The organism is Rudaea sp., assembly GCF_047601565.1.
Classification (GTDB): Bacteria; Pseudomonadota; Gammaproteobacteria; order Xanthomonadales; family Rhodanobacteraceae; genus Rudaea.
Window position 1 is genome coordinate 2,265,228 of record NZ_JASGIY010000001.1, and the last position, 14,781, is coordinate 2,280,008.

The 14,781-nt window shown below is 66.4% G+C and carries 9 protein-coding genes; 4 read left to right on the top strand and 5 right to left on the bottom strand.

Annotation, left to right across the window (positions count from 1 at the left end; all coding sequences use genetic code 11):
• Nucleotides 1-41 precede the first annotated feature (41 nt).
• Nucleotides 42-947 carry an RNA polymerase sigma factor RpoD/SigA gene (locus QM741_RS09855; protein WP_415207538.1) on the top strand — a complete coding sequence of 302 codons (906 nt, stop codon included), beginning with the start codon at nucleotides 42-44 and terminating at the stop codon, nucleotides 945-947.
• Between the two features lie 64 nt (nucleotides 948-1,011).
• Here QM741_RS09855 and QM741_RS09860 read toward each other — a convergent pair whose 3' ends face one another.
• Together QM741_RS09860 and QM741_RS09865 are read right to left on the bottom strand one after the other, a co-directional pair.
• On the bottom strand, nucleotides 1,012-5,682 hold the full coding sequence (locus QM741_RS09860) for a DEAD/DEAH box helicase (RefSeq protein ID WP_415209104.1): 4,671 nt from the start codon (nucleotides 5,680-5,682) through the stop codon (nucleotides 1,012-1,014).
• Nucleotides 5,683-5,808: 126 nt separating this feature from the next.
• Nucleotides 5,809-7,818 carry an OPT family oligopeptide transporter gene (locus tag QM741_RS09865; protein WP_415207539.1) on the bottom strand — a complete coding sequence of 670 codons (2,010 nt, stop codon included), beginning with the start codon at nucleotides 7,816-7,818 and terminating at the stop codon, nucleotides 5,809-5,811.
• Between the two features lie 410 nt (nucleotides 7,819-8,228).
• Here QM741_RS09865 and QM741_RS09870 point away from each other — a divergent pair, with 410 nt between their 5' ends.
• Both QM741_RS09870 and QM741_RS09875 read left to right on the top strand, forming a co-directional pair.
• On the top strand, nucleotides 8,229-9,299 hold the full coding sequence (locus QM741_RS09870; protein ID WP_415207540.1) for an OmpA family protein: 1,071 nt from the start codon (nucleotides 8,229-8,231) through the stop codon (nucleotides 9,297-9,299).
• Between the two features lie 111 nt (nucleotides 9,300-9,410).
• On the top strand, nucleotides 9,411-10,190 hold the full coding sequence (locus QM741_RS09875) for a pseudouridine synthase (RefSeq protein ID WP_415207541.1): 780 nt from the start codon (nucleotides 9,411-9,413) through the stop codon (nucleotides 10,188-10,190).
• A 42-nt stretch (nucleotides 10,191-10,232) separates the two neighbouring features.
• On the opposite strand, the gene QM741_RS09880 is transcribed toward QM741_RS09875, so the two are convergent.
• Nucleotides 10,233-11,279 (bottom strand): YeiH family protein, encoded by a 1,047-nt coding sequence (locus tag QM741_RS09880; protein WP_415207542.1) that lies wholly within the window; start codon nucleotides 11,277-11,279, stop codon nucleotides 10,233-10,235.
• A 90-nt stretch (nucleotides 11,280-11,369) separates the two neighbouring features.
• On the opposite strand from QM741_RS09880, the gene QM741_RS09885 reads away from it, so the two are divergent.
• Complete coding sequence (locus tag QM741_RS09885; RefSeq protein WP_415207543.1) at nucleotides 11,370-12,299, top strand: LysR family transcriptional regulator; 930 nt, start codon at nucleotides 11,370-11,372, stop codon at nucleotides 12,297-12,299.
• On the opposite strand, the gene dusB is transcribed toward QM741_RS09885, so the two are convergent.
• Complete coding sequence (gene dusB, locus QM741_RS09890; protein WP_415207544.1) at nucleotides 12,250-13,233, bottom strand: tRNA dihydrouridine synthase DusB; 984 nt, start codon at nucleotides 13,231-13,233, stop codon at nucleotides 12,250-12,252. The genes QM741_RS09885 and dusB overlap by 50 nt on opposite strands.
• An 88-nt stretch (nucleotides 13,234-13,321) precedes the next feature.
• Nucleotides 13,322-14,665 carry a nucleoside permease gene (locus QM741_RS09895; RefSeq protein ID WP_415207545.1) on the bottom strand — a complete coding sequence of 448 codons (1,344 nt, stop codon included), beginning with the start codon at nucleotides 14,663-14,665 and terminating at the stop codon, nucleotides 13,322-13,324.
• Between the last annotated feature and the right edge of the window lie 116 nt (nucleotides 14,666-14,781).

Consider the following 14,781-nt stretch of genomic DNA (forward strand, 5'->3'; position numbering starts at 1 on the left):
TCCGTGCGTCGGCCCCGAGTGCGGCGTAGTATGCTTCGCCGATGAATTCCACGGATCGCGCCGACGACATCGAATCGGACGAGTTGCTCGAGCTGATCCAGGCGATCGAGCCCGCGCAGGACGACGAGGCGCGCGATTCGACCAGCGCCTATCTCAACGAAATCGGTTTGATTCCGCTGCTCGATGCAGCCGATGAACGCCGTCTTGCCGAGCGCGTGGCCGAGGGCGATGCCGACGCGCGCCGGCGCATGATCGAGGCCAACTTGCGTCTCGTCGTTTCGGTCGCGCGAAGCTATGTCGGCCGCGGCGTGCCGCTGCTCGACCTGATCGCCGAAGGCAATCTCGGCCTGATCCGTGCGGTGGAGAAATTCGATGCGTCGCGGCGCCTGCGCTTTTCGACCTATGCGACGTGGTGGATCCGTGACGGCGTGCAGCGCGCGCTGATGAGCCAGGGCCGCACCGTGCGCCTGCCCGTGCACGTGCTGCGCGAGTTCGCGCAGGTGCTGCGCGCGCGCCGCCAGCTCACGCACGAACTCGGCCGCATGCCGAGCATCGACGAGCTTGCGCGCAGCCTCGGCAAACCGGGCGCCGACGTGGCCGGGCTGTTCACCGTCACCGACCACATTTCCTCGCTCGATGCACCTTTGTCGATGAGCGACGACCGCGCGCTGATCGAGCAACTAATCGTCGACGACATGGGCACGGCGGTGACGAACGCCGCGGCCGATCCGCGCGGCCCGCGCGTCGAGGACTGTTTCGCACGGCTGAGCGAGCGCCAGCGCCTCGTGCTGGAACGGCGCTACGGACTCAACGACCACGCCACGCAGTCGCTCGCCGAGATCGCGGCCGAACTCGGCTTGACGCGCGAACGCGTAAGGCAGATCCAGAGCGAAGCGCTGGCCAGGTTGCGCGGGCTGGTCGAAAGCGGGAACGCGGATCGCCACTGACGAGCGTCATTCCGGCAAGGATCACCGGAATCCGGAAGCCACGGATGGCAGGCGACGCGGTTCGCTAACGTGGCATCCCTGCAGTCTGGATTCCTGCGATCCCTGCCGGAATGACATCCGCAGGTTCATCGCTGCGAATCGGATACGGGGCGCCTTGCAGCAGGCGCTTCTTCGCCGCCCATTGCGCGCCCTCGTCCATCGGTTCGAGTGCGGTGAATTCACCGGCGATCAGCGTTGCGATCGGCGCGCCGTCGCGATACAGCACGCGTGCGTTGGCGAGGTTCGGCACGCGCTCGCCGGCGAGCAGATGTCCGACCAGGTTGAGCGGATCGGCGCCGCAGACGGCGACGAGACCGCCGTCACGCGGCCGGTTGCGGATCGCGCGCAGCGGCGCGATCGCCTCGGGCAGGGCGAACTGCTCGCCGGTGAGGCCGGCGATGAAGCGTCCGCCGCGAATCTCGCCGCGCGCTTCGAGGCGATGGCAGACGCGCAGCATCTCGCGCCACGGCGGCAGCCATGCCGCTTCGCGCGCGACCAGGCGCCAGCAGATCAGGCCGTAGCGCTTGAGCAGCGTACGCACGACGTGCTCGGTCGTCTCGGCGGCCACGTCGCGCGCTTTGTTTCCCCGCTTCCCGCTTTCCGGTTCCCGATTCCCGGCTCTCCGCAGCAACGACCATCGCCCCGCGTCGGCGATGCCGAGCAACGACGTGCGGCGGCCGCGCCGGCGCACCGGCGATGGCCGCTTCGATGCCGGCACGAGCAGCGCGCGCAGTCCGGCGAAGCTGTCCGAATTGATCAGGCCTGCGGCGACCAGTTCGGCCAGCGCGTCTTCGAGTTCGGCGTGCAGCAGGCGCGTCGCGTCGAGCAGTTCGTCGAAAAACGAGGCGCCGTGATCGCGCAGCGCGTCGGCCACGGCCTGCGCGCGCGAGGACAACGCGGCTTGCTGCGCGTTCGTCCCGAGCGCATTCCACGACGCCAGATTGCGCCGCTGCAACAGTACGATCGGCGTCGCGCGCACGGGGCCGGCTGGGGTGCGCGGCTGCGGATCGCCTGCGTCCACGCGCACGGTCGGCGCACGCAGCCTGGTCCACACGACGCGCCCGGACAGGCAGAGATCGTCGAGCCAGGAAATTTCGTAGCCGCTCACGCGCACGGGAAGAATCTCGGTTTCCCACGCGGCGGCCGGCGCCTCGAAGCCCTCGAGCTGCGCGAGAACACCGGCGAGCGCATCCGGTCCGGTGACTTGCGTGCCCGGAGCAGTGCGCTGCCATTCGAACAGGAAGCGCAGGTAGTCGCGCGGCTCGACCGGTTCGATCTCGCGGCGCAGACGGTTGACCGTGTATCGGTGGATGCGCGCGAGCAGATGGCGCTCGCACCATTCGGTGGCGGTCGCTTCTGGAGTGAAGCGGCCCTGCATGACGAAGCCCTGGCTTTGCAGCGTAAGCAGCGCGAGGTCGATATCGGATTGTTTGACGCCGAGCGACGCGACGATACCGGTTGCCGTCACCGGGCCGAGTCCGGTCAGGCGCGAGCGCACGATTTCGACCAGGGCGTCTTCGCGCGTCCATTCGACGCTGGCGTACTCCTCGGGCGCGGTTATCGCGGGTTCGCAATGCTGTTCCGGAAAAATCGCCGCAAACTGCGGCAGGCGTTCGGCAGGAATGCAAATTACTTTTCCTTCTCCCTCCGGGAGAAGGTGCCCGGAGGGCGGATGAGGGAGGCGACTATGAAGTTCCGGCGAGGTTGTGTCCGCGGAATATCCTTCCCTCATCCGGCGCTGGAGTGACGCGGCTTCTCTCGGTGGGAGAAGGGAAGCAAAGAGCCACGTTGCGCGCCGCTGCTCGATCAATTCATGGAACGTTTCGAGCCAGCGCGGGTTGTGGCGCAGTTCTTCTTTCGTGACAAACCCCAACCCCATCAATACCTCGTGCAACTCGTCCGCATCGCGCGCCTCGGGCCAGGCTTCCTCGCGCACCGAGGCGATCGCATCGGCATCGAGCCGGCCGAAGTCGTCGGTCGTCTCGATGTCGCCCCAGCGCCGGCTCTGCACGGCCTGCGTGCGGCGTTCCTCGAGCGGCGCATCGTCGAGGAAGGCGTAGGGGCGCGCGGTCAGGATTTCCGCGGCGAGCGGCGACGGTGCGGTGAGGTCCTTTGCGACAATGTGGATTTCCCCACTTTCGAGCATTTTCAGCAGGCGCAGCAGAGCGTCGACGTCCATTGCCTCGTGCAGGCAGTCGTGCAGCGTTTGCGCGACGAGCGGATGGTCGGGAATCTGGCGCTCGCCGACGAGGTTTTCGGCACAGGCGACCTGATCGGGGAACACCGTTGCGAGCAGGTCCTCGCTCTTCATGCGCTGCAACTGCGGCGGCACCTTGCTGCCGCCCTGGAAGCGCGGCAGCGCGAGCGCGGTCACCGCATTCCAGCGCCAGCGCAGACCGAACATCGGTGCGTCGAGCAGAGCCTGGATCAGCACGTGCTCGGCCGTGTTCGAGTGCAGGTAGCGCGACACGTCGTCGAGCGGAAAGCTATGGCTGGTCGACAGCGACAGCACGATCGCATCCTCGGTCGCCGCGGCCTGCAGTTCGAAGTTGAATGTGCGACAAAAACGCTTGCGCAGCGCGAGCCCCCAGGCGCGGTTCATGCGGCTGCCGAACGGCGAATGGACGACGAGTTGGGTGCCGCCCGATTCGTCGAAGAAGCGCTCCATCGCGAGCTGCGTCTGCGTCGGCAGCAGGCCGAGCGCGGCCTGGGTCGCGCCGAGATAGTCGACGATCTGGCGTGCGGCGGATTCGCTCAGACCAATGTCATCGCGCAGCCGGCGCTCGGCATGGTCTGAACCGAATTCGAGCTGCGCGGAGACGTCCTCGCGCAGCCGCGACACGGCGAACGACAGTTCGTCGCTGCGTCCCGGCGCTTCGCCGAGCCAGAACGGCAGCGTCGGCGGCGCGCCCTTCGCGTCCTCGACGCGCAGCCGCCCGCGTTCGACGCGCAGCACGCGATACGAGGTGTTGCCGAGCTGGAAGATGTCGCCGGCCATGCTCTCGACGGCGAAATCCTCGTGCACGGTGCCGATGCGCGCGCCCTGCGGTTCGAGCACGACCTCGTAGTCGGCCGTGTCGGGAATCGCGCCGCCGGAAGTCAACGCGGTCAGACGCGCGCCGCGGCGTGCGCGCAGCACGCCGTTGACCGCGTCTCGGTGCAGGTAGGCGGAACGCGGCCCGCGCCGGGTCGTGTAACCCTCGGCGAGCATACGCAGGATGTCGCGGTAGGCGTCGAGCGTGAGGTCGGCGAACGGATACGCGCGGCGAATCGTGTCGAACAACTCCTGCTCGCTCCATTCGCGGCAGGCGACCTCGGCGACGATCTGCTGCGCGAGCACGTCGCGCGCGTCGCGTTCGATGCGCAGCGTGTCGAGTTCGCCGCGGCGCACCGCGTCGAGCAGCGCCGCGCATTCGACGAGATCGTCGCGCGACAGCGGGAACAGGCGCGCCTTCGGCGTGCCGTCGACCGAATGGTTGGCGCGGCCGACGCGCTGCAGGAAGGTCGAGATCGAACGCGGCGAGGCGATCTGGCAGACGAGGTCGACGTCGCCGATGTCGATGCCGAGTTCGAGCGAGGCCGTGGCGACGAGCGCGCGCAGCTCGCCGCGTTTCAAGCGCTGTTCGGCGGCGAGGCGCTGCTCGCGCGCGAGACTGCCGTGATGCGAAGTCACCGCGTCCTTGCCGAGCAGGTCGGAGAGGTGCTTGGCGAGGCGTTCGGCCATGCGCCGCGTGTTGACGAAGATCAGCGTGGTCTTGTGCGCCTGGATCAGCTCGGCGAGGCGCTGGTAGACCGTGAGCCAGACGTCGCCCGACATGACCGCGCTGAGCGGCGCCGGCGGCAGTTCGAGCGCGAGATCGCGTTCGCGTGCGTAGCCGACGTCGATGATTTCGCAGGTTGCTTCACCTCTCCCATCGGGAGAGGTCGACGCGCGTAGCGCGGCGTGTGAGGGAGGAGCATTACAAGTTGGATCGGAGTCGCCATCGCGTGATGCTCTTCCCTCATCCGCCCTTCGGGCACCTTCTCCCGGTGGGAGAAGCGAAGAACCAATGAGAAACTTCGCGACTTCGGAAATCGGTTTCTGCGTCGCCGACAGGCCGATGCGCGTGAGCTTGCGCCCGCACAGCGCGTCGAGGCGTTCGAGCGACAGCGCCAGATGCGCGCCGCGCTTCGACGGCGCGAGCGCATGGATTTCGTCGACGATCACGCTGCGCGTCGTCGCCAGCATCGCGCGGCCCGAGTCGGAGCCGAGCAAAATGTAGAGCGATTCCGGCGTGGTCACGACGATGTGCGGCGCGCGCCGCTTCATCGCCTCGCGTTCGCTCTGCGGCGTGTCGCCGGTGCGCACGCTGGCGCGGATCTCCACGTCGGGATGGCCGAGTTCGGCAAGCTGCGTGCGGATTCCTTCTATCGGCGCCTGCAGGTTGATCTGCACGTCGTTCGACAATGCCTTGAGCGGCGAGACGTAGACGATCTGCGTTTCGTCGGCGAGCGCGCCGTCGCAACCCTGGCGCACGAGATCGTCGATCGCGGCGAGGAACGCGGCGAGCGTCTTGCCGGAACCCGTGGGCGCGGCGATCAGCGTGTGCCGGCCCGAGCGGATCGCGGGCCACGCGCGCATCTGCGCGGGCGTGGGCGCGGGAAACGCCCGCGCGAACCACGCGGCGACGGCGGGGTGGAAGTCGTGCAGCGCCATCGGCGCATTATGCGCCTGTGCGATGGCGGTGATCGATTTCGCGGCGTTGCGCGAGAGGCTGAGATTCGTTTGCCGCATCCTCGCGACGATGCGGCATCGGCGTCTCAGGTTTTGCGACGCGGCCCGTCAGCGCGAATTCGCGAGCCGGTGGCTGGTGCGTTCGGCCCAGCGGTAGAGCAGGAAGATCGCCGCGGCGAAGACGAGGCCGCCGATCCAGATCGAGGCGGAGGCGAAGCCGTCGCCGACGAGGCCGAGCGGAAAGTCCTTGCCGGAAAACGCGACGATGGCGGCGATGACGACGCCGATCAGCCCTTCGCCGACGATCATGCCCGAGGCCAGCAGCACGCCGAGCTGCTTAACCGATTCGGGCTTCGCCGCGCGCTCGGCGCGCTTGTTGTAATACGCGCCGGCGATCGCGCCGACGACGACCATCAAGGTGCTCGCGGTAGGCAGATAGATTCCCAATCCGACGGCGAGCGGCGAGAGATGCGCCGATTTCGTCACTCGCCGCAGCACTTCGTCGAGCGCGATCAGCACGGCGCCGATGCCTGCGCCGACGCCGATCAGGTCCCAGTGGATGTTGTTCTGGATCACGCCCTGCGCCAGGGCGGAAATCAGGCCCGCCTGCGGCGCCGCGAGCGGATTTTCGTGCGTGTTTCCGGGCACGCCGACGAAGCCGTAGCCCTGGTTGAGGATTTCGAGCACCGGCGGGATGATCAGTGCGCCCGCAATCACGCCGATCACGAGGGCCCATTGCTGTTTCGACGGCGTCGCGTCGACGAGTTGTCCGGTCTTGAGATCCTGCAGATTGTTGTTCGCGATCGTGCCGATGGCGAACACGACGGAAGTGACGAACAGCGCAAAAGCGACCAGCGCTTTTTCCATTTCGGGCGGCACGTAGGGTTTGATGCCCAGCGCAAGCAGCAGCGCCGCGCCGATCACGACGAGAATGCCGACGCCGGACAGCGGGCTGTTCGACGCGCCGATCAACCCGGCCATGTAGCCGGTCACGGCGGAAACGAAGAAACCCATCAGCACGCAATAGACCAGTCCGCCGAGCGCGAGTACCCAGACATGCCCGCCCAGGCCGCCATGCACGGCGAAATAGCCGAGCAGGAGGGCGACCGGTACGAAGCAGGCCAGCATAGTGATGCCGACCAAGGTGATCGGGATGTCCTGCTCGGTGCGCGGCATCGAGGCGCCCTGGCCGGCTTTGCGCGCGCGCTGCGCAGCGAAGGCCGAAGCGAGGCCCGAGGCGACCGGCTTCACGAGCTTGAGCAGCGTCCAGATCGCGGCGATGCCGATCGTGCCGGCGCCGATGAAACGAATCTGCGTTTTCGAAATGTCGGTCGCGACCTTTGCCGCATCCCCGGCCATTGCGGCAAGGGCCGAGTAGTGCGGCACTCCCCAGATCCATGCGATGGCCGCGCCGACCAGCATCGCGATGCCGACCCAAAGACCGACGAGGTGGCCGACCGCGAACAACGCCATCGACAGACTGAAATCGTATCCGCTGACCGGGCCGCGTTCGCCGCCGAAACGGAAGTACTGCGCCACGTCGCTGGCGAACAGGCGCGTGGCGACGACGACGGCAAACAATGTCGCGACGATCGAGCCCCACACGACCGCCAGCAGGCCCTGACGGCTTTCCTCCACGCCGGCCGCGGTGCCTGCGTCGCCGGGACTGCCCACCTTGAGCACTTCGGCGCAGGCGACGCCTTCGGGAAACGGCAAGTCGGAACCCGTGACCAGCGCGCGCCGCAGAGGAATCGAATACATCACGCCGAGCACGCCGCCGAGCGCGCAGATCGCGAACGAAATCCAGAATGGAAAACCAGTCCACCAGCCGATCATCAGGAATCCCGGCAGCACGAAACACATCGCGGACAAGGTGCCCGCCGCCGATGCGATCGTCTGCACGATGTTGTTTTCCTGTACGGTCGAGTCCCTGAAACCGCGCAGCAGCGCCATTGAAATCACCGCCGCGGGAATCGACGTCGTCACGGTCAGGCCGATCTTCAGGCCGAAGAACACGTTCGCCGCGGTGAACAGCACGGTGATGACGATGCCGAGGACGATTCCGCGCCAGGTCAGTTCGGGGCCCGGGTCCGCAGCCTGCGTGTTGTTGTTCGTCATGGATGTTCCCCGATTCCAAAGCGGCGAGTATCGCAAAGATTGCGGGCGCGGCCCATACGGATCTCCGGTCGCCGTATGTTGCAAAGCGACAAAATGGATTGCTTGGGCGCATTCCCCAAGCGGGATTCCGTGGGCTCTTATGCGGGGCAGACTAAAGAAAATATTCAATCCGAACAAAGAGAAAACGAACGCGCTCGGCGCTCCGCCTGACTCGATTCTGAATGGTTAAGGCTGGGGGTGGAGTCGGACGCTCAAGTTTGCTAACATAGGCACGCTCGCGTTGCCGCTGCCTAACGTTTTATTAACGCGACGCACGCATCATGTTTTGGTGTGGAGTGATGTTACAAATGCGTGCCGCAAACGGGGTTTGGCGGGCGCCCGAAGAAAAACCATGCAAAAGGAGACTCCGAATGAAACGTAACACTTTGTTTGCCGTGATCGCCCTTGCCCTGGGCGGTGTCGGCGCAGTCGGCACGGCGCAGGCCCAGGACTCCGGTTCCTGGTACATCGCCCCGCGCTTGGGCGCAGTAGTTCCGGACAGCAACCGCACCACCAAGGTGTCGGGCTTCGGCGGCATCGGCATCGGCGTGTGGGTGAACCCGAACTTCGCCGTCGACTTCGAATACGGCATCAACAACGCCGGCTTCAAGAACAGTTCGCCGCGCGCGACCCATGAGTGGGAGAACGTGCAGCTCGACGTTGCCGCCCGCTGGTTCTTCGGCGACGTCGGTTCCGGCTGGCGTCCGTACGTGGTCGGCGCCGTCGGCGCGATGCGTCACAAGGCGTGGTCCGGTTCGCTGCTGCAGGCCGAGGGCCTGTCCGCGGGTGGTGGCTGGGGTGCGATGGCCCTGCTCGGTGTCGGTGTGCAGTACAGCCTGTCCGACCGCCTCGCGTTCCGCGGCGAAATCGCGGCGCGCTACGACCGCGACACCAACTCGCTCAACTCGAGTCTCGGCCAGGCCTGGGGCTTCAAGCGCCAGAGTGGTTTCACCGACGGTCTCGTCACGGTCGGCTTGACCTACAGCTTCGGTGCTCCGCCGGCGCCGCCGCCGCCGCCGCCCCCGCCGCCGCCCCCGCCGGCTGCGCCGCCGCCGCCGCCGCCGCCCCCGCCGGCCGTCATCGACCTCAAGGGTGTCGAGTTCAAGTTCGACCATCCGCGTCCGGGCGAGAAGCTCGTCCCGTCGCTGAAGGTGCCGACCGCCGCTTCCGTCGCGATCCTCGACGAAGCCGTCGATACGCTCAAGCGCAATCCGGACGTGCGCGTGGAAGTCGATGGTCACACCGACTCGAAGGGTACGGACGCCTACAACCAGAAGCTGTCGGAGCGTCGCGCCAAGGGCGTGTACGACTACCTGATCGCCCACGGCGTGCCGGAAAGCCAGATCACCGGTGCCAAGGGCTTCGGCGAGTCGCAGCCGATCGACACCAACGACACTGCGGAAGGCCGTCAGCGCAACCGCCGCGTCGAACTCAAGCAGTAAGATCGCTCGAGTTGGTGCAAGCAACAGGAAAAAGCCCGGCGCAAGCCGGGCTTTTTTGTTGAAGTATCTTTGCGCTCATCCATGATCGCGAAAATCAAGAAGCGGCCATCCATGGCCGCACTTCTCGACGAACATCTTCCATCTCGATACGGCTTGGCGCGCGTGCTGAGCAAGCTCGGCATTTGTTCGCGCAGCCGGGCGCAGGCGCTCGTGCGCGCAGGGTGCGTGCGCGTGAACGGGCGTGTCGTGCGCGATCCCGAATCGCCGACCGACGCGACGCGTGATCGCATCACCGTCGACGGGCGGGAAACCGTCGCGCGAGCGAAAATCTACCTTGTGCTCAACAAACCGCGCGGTTACGTGACCACCGCCCGCGACGAGCGCGGCCGTGAAACGGTATACGACTTGCTGGAACGACACGAGGGCACGGCGGCGAACTGGCTCGCGCCGGTGGGGCGGCTCGACAAGGCCAGCGAAGGCTTGCTGCTGTTCACCAACGACAGCGCTTGGGCGGCCCGCCTGACCGATCCCGCCTCGCATCTCGACAAGACCTATCACGTGCAGATCGACGCGCTGGCGGATGCGGAACTGCTCGCGCGCCTGCGCGAAGGAGTCGTCGATGGCGGCGAAAGGTTGGCGTTGAAATCGGTATGCGAATTGCGCCGCGGCGAGAAAAATTCCTGGCTCGAAATCGTGCTCGACGAAGGCCGTAACCGGCAGATCCGCCGCGCGGTCGCGGCGTTCGGCATCGACGTGTTGCGCCTCGTGCGCGTCGCCATCGGGCCGCTCGCACTCGGCGACCTCGCCAAGGGCCATACGCGTGCATTGACCGAAGGCGAAGTGGCGCGATTGGCACAGATGTTTCCAGGGCTTCCTAAGCAGAAGCGCTGAGCATCGACGACGCACGGCGCGAGTTTGCCGGCGTGTCGGACTTCACGCAGCGAAGCGCACCATCGCCGCACCGCCGACGATCAGCCATACCCACAACAGCGCAGCGAGCAGCAGCGGCTTCGGGCCGAGCGCGCGCAGCTTGGCGACGCGCGTTTCGAGTCCGAGGGCGCCCATTGCGGCAGCGAGCAGCAGCGTATCGAGGGTCAGCAATGGCCCTTTGATGTCCGGCGGGAAAGCGACGACCGAATTGATTGCGCTGACCGCGACGAATGCGAGCGCGAACCACGGCAGCGGCACCTTTGCCTTCGTGCCGGATTCGCTCTGCGCGAGCCTGACCTGGCGCCAGCCGAAGAAGAACAGCACCGGCACGAGCAGCATCACGCGCGTGAGTTTGACGACGACGGCGGAGTCGGCCGTGGCGGGATCGACCGCGCTGCCGACGGCGATCACCTGGGCGACCTCGTGCACGCTCGCGCCGGTGTACAGACCGAAATGCGCCGCATCCATGTGCAGGTACGGATAAATCGCTGGATAAAGAAAAATGTCGAGCGTGCCGAACAGCACGACCGTGGCGACCGCGATGGCCACCTTGGCCGGGTCGGGCTTGAGCACGCGCTCGAGCGCGAGCACCGCCGCGGCGCCGCAGATCGCGCTGCCGACGCTGGTCAGCAGCGCATTGTCGCGGTCGAGGCCGAACACGCGCCGGCCGAGGAACGACCCCAGCGCCAGCGTACCGACGACGATGACCAGGTCGATCGCGAGACCGGCCGGCCCGATCGCCGCGATCTGGCCGAACGAAATGCGCAGGCCGTAGAGGATGACGCCGAGGCGCAGCAGCTTCTGCTGCGCAGTCAGTACGCCCGGAGAGAGCGTCGCCGGCAACTGCGCGCCGAAGCTGTTGCCGATCACCATGCCGAGCACGATCGCGATCGTCAGCGCGCTGATCTGCGCGCGCTGGAACGGCGCCCATTGCGCGAGCAGCAACCCGGCGACGCCGAGCGCGACGGCGAGCAAAAGGCCGGGTATGTGGCGCATGATCGGCATGCCGGCCGGGTTGGTTGCGGAGGTAGCGATGCTTGTGGCGCTCATGGATGCGATCCGATGGAATTTGCGATATTTTCCCGCGCGCGAATCGATAAGAAAATTGAAAACTATTTATTCAAGGAATAAGATTTCCTGATGCTAGGAATCTCGTTGCGCCAACTCGAAGTCTTCGTCGCTGTCGCGCAGGAGGGCAGCGTGCGCGCAGCGGCCGGGAAACTGCACCTGTCGCAGCCCGCGCTGAGCATGGCGCTGGCTGAACTCGAATCCCACCTCGGCGCCGACCTATTCGACCGCAAGCGCGGGCGTTTGTACCTGAGCGAACGCGGCCGCGATGCGGTGCCGCTCGCGCAAGAGATCCTCGAGCGCACGGTCGAGTTCAAGCACAACATGCACGGGCGCGGCGCCGCATTCGAGGGCGAGTTGCGCCTCGGTGCGAGCAACACGATCGGCAACTACATGGTCGGCGACCTGCTCGGCGCATTCACCGCGGGGCATCCGCAGGTCGCCGTGCGACTCACCGTCGGCAACACCGACGCGATCGTCAGGGGCGTGCTCGACCATGCGCTCGATCTCGGCTGCGTCGAAGGCGCGGTCGCGCATGCCGACATCGAGGCCCGCTCCTGGCGCGAGGACGAACTGGTCATTTGCACTCGTCCCGATCACCCACTCGCGAAGCGCAAGCGGCTGCACGCTGACGATTTTTCCGGGGCGCGTTGGATCCTGCGCGAGGACGGTTCCGGCACGCGCGCGGTCACCGAGCGCATCCTCGCCGCGCTTCCGCCGGGACAGACCGTGCTGGAACTCGGCCAGAGCGAGGCGATCAAGCAGGCCGTGATCGCCGGCCTCGGCATCGCCTGCCTGCCGGCGGTCGCGGTGGCCGATGCGGTCAAGACGCGGCGGCTGGCGGCTTTGCGAACGCCGTTCCTCGACTTGCGCCGCCGCCTGTCGTGGATCGTGCGCCGGTCGAAATACCACGGCGCGCTGGTAACGGCATTTCTCGACGATGCGATCGCGGTCAAGCCGCCTGCGCGAGCGTCGAAGCTTCGCCGAAGTGCTCGCGCGTGAGGCGTAACTGCTCGGCACTCGTTTCGGCTCGGTTGACCACGCTGCGGAAAGCAGCGTTTTCCTTGCGATCCTTCGCATACCAGCCGAGATGCTTGCGCGCGATGCGCACGCCTTGTGGCTCGCCGTAAAAGATATACAAATTTTCCAGGTGCTCGACGAGGATCGCACAGATCTCGGTGGGCGAGGGTGGCGCGAGCGTCTTGCCGGTGGCGAGAAAATGCGCGATCTCGCGGAAGATCCACGGCCGGCCCTGCGCGGCGCGGCCGATCAGCACGCCGTCGCATTGCGTGTACGCGAGCACGGCGCGCGCCTTCTGCGGCGAGTCGATGTCGCCGTTGGCGAACACCGGGATCGACACGGCGGCCTTGATCTCGGCGATCGTGTCGTACTCCGCCTCGCCGTTGTACAGGTCGGCGCGCGTGCGGCCGTGCACGGCGAGCGCGGCGATGCCCGAGTCCTGCGCGATCCGTGCGATGCGCACGCCGTTGCGGTTGTCGCGGTTCCAGCCGGTGCGGATCTTCAGCGTCACCGGCACGTTCACGGCGCGCGCGGTCGCCTCGCAGATGCGCGCGACGAGTGCCTCGTCCTGCAGCAGCGCAGAACCCGCGTAGACGTTGCAGACCTTTTTCGCCGGGCAGCCCATGTTGATGTCGACGATCTGCGCGCCGTGGTCGACGTTGTAGCGTGCCGCCTCGGCGAGCCTCGCCGGATCGGTGCCGGCGATCTGCACGCTGACCGGATCGGGCTCGCCGGCGTGGTCCATGCGCTTGAGCGACTTGCGCGTCGTCCACAGGCGCGGATCGCTGGTCGTCATCTCGGACACGGCCAAGCCCGCGCCGAGCTTCTTGCACAGCTGGCGGAACGGTTTGTCGGTTACGCCCGCCATCGGCGCGAGCGCAACGGGCGGGTCGATGAGGTGCAGGCCGATTCGCATGGGCGAATTGTACAAGCAGCCGGCGTCCCCTAGCCCGTCATTCCAGCTTTCGCTGGAATGACGGAAAAAGCGGTCCGCAGCCGTTGCATCAATGCGCGATGTTCCGCACTGCCGTAGGCCCGTGCTTGTGCTTGAACAGCAGCGCGAAGGCAACGCCGGTGACGAGCGCGTACAGCGCGAACGTCGTCCAGATGCCCGGCCAGTTCTTGCAGATCGCGGTCGCTTCGCTGCAGGCGTGGTCGGTGAAGAAGCGGTCGATGACGTAGCCCGAGATCGTGCTGCCGAGCACGGCGCCGATGCCGTTGGTCATCAGCATGAACAGGCCCTGGGCGCTGGCGCGGATCTTCTCCTCGCTCTGGCCCTCGACGAACAGGGAGCCGGAGATGTTGAAGAAGTCGAAGGCGAGGCCGTAGACGATGCACGACAGCACGATCATCCACAGGCCCGATGCGGGATCGCCGACGGCGAACAGCCCGAACCGCAGCGTCCACGCGATCATGGAAAGCAGCATCACCATCTTGATGCCGAAGCGCTTGAGAAAGAACGGAATCAGCAGGATGCAGAGCGTCTCCGAAATCTGCGAGATCGACATGATGAATTCGGGATAGCGCACCGCGAAGCGTTCCTTGAACGCGTCGAGTTTGGCGAAATCGTGCAGGAAGGTGTCGCCGTAGGCGTTGGTCAGTTGCAGCGCTGCGCCGAGCAGCATGGCGAACACGAAAAAGATCGCAAGCTTCGGGTTCCTGAACAGCGCGAAGGCGCGCAGACCCAAGGTATCGACGAGCAGGGCGAAGCGGTTCGAGCGTCCGAACGCATCGAGCGCCGGTACGCCCAGGCGCTGCGGGTCGCCGAGCGCCTGGTCGAACGGCCGGCCGAGCTTGGGCGGGCACGGTGGCAGCGTGAACGCGTAGAGGCCGAGCGCGAAGGCGGCGGCCGCGGCGACATAGAACTGGCCCGGCGAAGTGCCGAGGTGCAGCAGCGCGATCACCCACAGCGCGACGACGAAACCGACCGTGCCCCAGACGCGGATCGGCGGATACACCTGCACGATGTCCTCGCCGCCCTGCTTGAGCGCGTTGTACGACACCGCGATCGCGAGCGCGATCGTCGGCATGTAGCACATCATCGTCAGCAGGATGACCCAGAAGAACGTGCCGGGGTCCTCGATCGTCGGCAGCACCAGCAGCAGCGCGCCGCCAAGCAGGTGCAGGATGCCGTACAGGCGCTCGGCGTTGATGAAGCGGTCGGCGAGGATGCCGGCGATCGTCGGCATGAACAGGGAGGCGATGCCCATCGTCGAGAAGATCGCGCCGAACTGCGTGCCCGACCAGTGCCTGTTCTGGAACCAGTACGCGCCGATCGAGATCAGCCAACAACCCCAGACGAAGAACTGGAGGAAATTCATCACGATCAGGCGCAGTTTCAGGCTCATTCTTCGCTCCCCTACGGATTGCGCGCAGCGTAGCAGCAATGCAACAATGCGCAAACTTTTCCATCGCCAAGGCCGCGCGAGCGCCCGGCAATTGGATGGACGGGTCGCGGCGAGCC